A 294-nucleotide genomic window follows, 5' to 3' on the forward strand; every position below is an offset into this window, starting at 1 on the left:
CCGAACACCGCATTCGAATCGAGCGTGCGGTTGGGCGGGATGAAGGACAGGGCCCACGCGGTGGCGTTGGGCTGGGGCGGATGGACCACGATCGGGCCAAGGCCCGCCGGCAGCGCCGACGACGAGATGTCGATGTCGAAGCGGATGCTGTTGTCCTCGTGGATCATGAAGGCGCCCGCGATCCATTGCAGCGCGGCCGCCTCGTCGGTCGACTTGAGCTGCAGCTCCTGCGTGTAGTTGTCGAACTTCGACCACTCGGTGCGGTGCTCCTGTTTGAAGCCGGGCAGCACGCCG

General features: G+C 66.3%; 1 protein-coding gene. It reads right to left on the reverse strand.

Annotated features, from left to right (window positions below; translation table 11 throughout):
- Window positions 1-294, reverse strand: a 294-nt coding sequence (locus D0817_RS27255) for a hypothetical protein (RefSeq protein ID WP_202866551.1), incomplete at both ends; no start/stop codon positions are given.

Origin of the sequence: Flavobacterium cupreum, from assembly GCF_003996965.1 — a bacterium.
GTDB classification, from domain to species: Bacteria; Bacteroidota; Bacteroidia; order Flavobacteriales; family Flavobacteriaceae; genus Flavobacterium; species Flavobacterium cupreum.